The 2,602-nt window shown below is 61.3% G+C and carries 2 protein-coding genes; one reads left to right on the top strand and one right to left on the bottom strand.

Annotated features, from left to right (window positions below; genetic code table 11):
- The first annotated feature begins 103 nt into the window (after positions 1 to 103).
- Complete coding sequence (gene proB, locus NW815_RS11220) at positions 104 to 1,219, top strand: glutamate 5-kinase (RefSeq protein WP_414388047.1); 1,116 nt, start codon at positions 104 to 106, stop codon at positions 1,217 to 1,219.
- Between the two features lie 86 nt (positions 1,220 to 1,305).
- On the opposite strand, the gene raf1 is transcribed toward proB, so the two are convergent.
- Positions 1,306 to 2,409: a RuBisCO accumulation factor 1 gene (gene raf1, locus NW815_RS11215; RefSeq protein WP_414388048.1), complete on the bottom strand. Its 1,104-nt coding sequence runs from the start codon at positions 2,407 to 2,409 to the stop codon at positions 1,306 to 1,308.
- Positions 2,410 to 2,602: the final 193 nt, after the last annotated feature.

The raw sequence follows: 2,602 nt of genomic DNA, 5'->3' as shown, positions 1-2,602 counted from the left end.
GGACGGGGCTTGCCGCGCCTTTTGGTCAATACAGCTGCGTCTTGACTCCGCTATGGTGGCGCTATGGTGAATAGAGGGGTGGGAGGATGGGTTGAGAGCGGCGATGGCAACAACAGACGTGACGGTGGTGGTGAAGATCGGCACCTCCAGCCTGACAGATACTCAGACCGGCTTGTTGCGTCTTTCGGTGTTGGGGCCGCTGGTGGAGGTGCTGACCCACCTGCGCAGGCAGGGGTATGCGGTGATCTTGGTCTCCTCTGGGGCGGTGGGGGTGGGCTGTGCTCGCCTTGGCTGGCGGCAACGACCGACGGCTATTGCCGAGAAGCAGGCGGTGGCTGCGGTGGGACAGGGGCGGTTGATCCGCCTTTACGATGACCTCTTCTCGGCTCTGAACCAGCCAATTGCCCAAGTGCTGCTCACCCGTGGCGATCTGGTGGAGCGCAACCGCTACGTGAACGCCAATCGCACGTTTGCCCAATTGCTGCAGATGGGGGTTATTCCCATCGTCAACGAAAACGACACGGTGGCGGTGGAAGAGTTGAAGTTTGGTGACAACGACTCGCTTTCGGCGTTAGTGGCCAGCATGGTGCAGGCCAAGTGGCTTATCCTGCTCACCGATGTGGACAAGCTCTATTCGGCTGACCCCAACCGAGATCCCTCTGCCCAGCCCATTGAGCGGGTGTTGCCCGGGATCCCGCTACAGGTGAAGGCCGAAGCCCAGGGGAAAAGCGGCTGGGGCACCGGCGGCATGGCCACCAAACTGACCGCTGCTCAAATTGCTACAGCTGCAGGGGTAACGGTGGTGATCACCAATGGCAAACGGCCTGAGCAGATCCCGGCAATTCTGGCCGGCGAGGCCATCGGCACCCGCTTTGATCCGGCTCCTCAGCCCGCCAGCGCCCGCAAGCGATGGATTGCCTACGGCCTCATCCCCGAGGGATCTTTGACTTTGGATGAGGGGGCGGTACGAGCGGTGTGCGAGCAAGGGCGCTCGCTGTTGCCGGCAGGGATCACAGCCATTTCTGGGGAGTTTGAGGCGGGGGCTGCCGTGCGCCTGTGCGATCCCAGCGGCCAGGAGGTGGCGCGGGGCCTGGTGAACTACAGCGCCGAGGAGCTGCGGCAGATTAAGGGCAAAAAAACCGCCGAGATTCCCCGCATCCTGGGCTACGAAGGGGTTGATACTGCCGTCCACCGGGATAACTTGGCCTTGCTCAATTGAGGCCATGGGTGAGGCCATGGGGGCGAGTCCAGGCGCGGTGCTCTGCACCACTAGCACGAATGGCTACAACGGCGGGATCCCAACGCCTATTCTTCCAACTGCCAGGGATCCTGAGCCAGCACCTCATCGAAAACCCGCGGGGGGCGCACGGCCATCAGCACCTGGCCCAACAGGGGAGAGGAGGGCGAGTCTTCTATCCACTCCACCGCCAGGGATCCGGCCCGATCCACCAGGAAAAATCCCGCCATCTGAGCTCCCTCCCAAACCCGAGCGGCGCGATCGACCACCAGCAAAACCGGATCCTGTTCTTCACCGGCAGGCACCGGCAAACCCAACAGGGATCCCAAAAGCCGGTTTTCCACCTGAAGGATCACCGGATCCCCGGCCTTTTGAATCACCGGCCAAGCAGGCAAGGCCATCCAAGTCTGCTCCGCCGGGCTGTTGACCCAGCCAAAGGGCCCTTGCGGCTCGCTGGGGGGGATCCCTTCCCAGGCGGCAGTTGCAAGAGGCAGGGATCCGGCCACCGGCAGCAGTCGCGGCAGATCTTCTTCCAGGCGAAACACCGACAGCTTGGGCAAAACGCTGCGTTGGGGGCGGGAGCTGGTGGCAATCGTGGACAAGAGCTGCTCCACCTGTCGGCGGGCTGTATCACTGTGGACATACTGAAACGCTCGACCGATAGCCCGAGTTCGCTCCTGCAGATCGCGGGTTTGCTGGGCCGTCCGCCAGGCTTGATAGGCCACCGCATCGCCGGGGTGATCCGTAAACCCTTCCGGGAGCTGCTGGAGCTGGGCATAATTTTTCACCGCGCGGGCGATCTCGTGAGCATCATCGGCATGCAAATGGCGACTGAAGATGAATTCCGCCACCCGAACCCGATCCTGTGGAGAGAGAATGCGCAACTCGTAGAGGATATCGCTACCTTTGTGGGCAAAATGCTCCAGAACTGCTGGGCTGGCTCCTGCTTTGGCTATCCCTTCGTAAACTTGGGCCGCAACAAGGATCTGGTTTTGGTGAATGGGCTCAAACCCAGTTGCCTCGAAGATGGCCTGGGGAGTCATTTTCTGTCGTTGCAAAGCTTGACAGGCCTTGGCCCAATCCAGCCACCGGCCCTCTTTGCGGCGCAGCCGCTCTACCAACAAGCTGGGATCCTCCTCCACAGCAGCAGGTTCCGGCAGATACTGACTCATGCTTGTTCTCCAACAGGCTGGACAGATCACCACTCCCCTGGTCCACAGCCCAGCAGAGCTGGCCGGGCATCTGGCCAAACTTGATCTTCAAACTTGATCTTAGGGCTGATAGCGGTTCTGGCCGAGTCCGGTCGCGACAGCGGAACGGAGTCCTTGGCGAAACTCTAGGTTGTGTTGATCTTTCATTTGAGCC

This window comes from Synechococcus sp. R6-7, assembly GCF_047461695.1.
Classification (GTDB): domain Bacteria; phylum Cyanobacteriota; class Cyanobacteriia; order Thermostichales; family Thermostichaceae; genus Thermostichus.
This window is presented reverse-complemented; position numbering and strand designations above follow the sequence as displayed.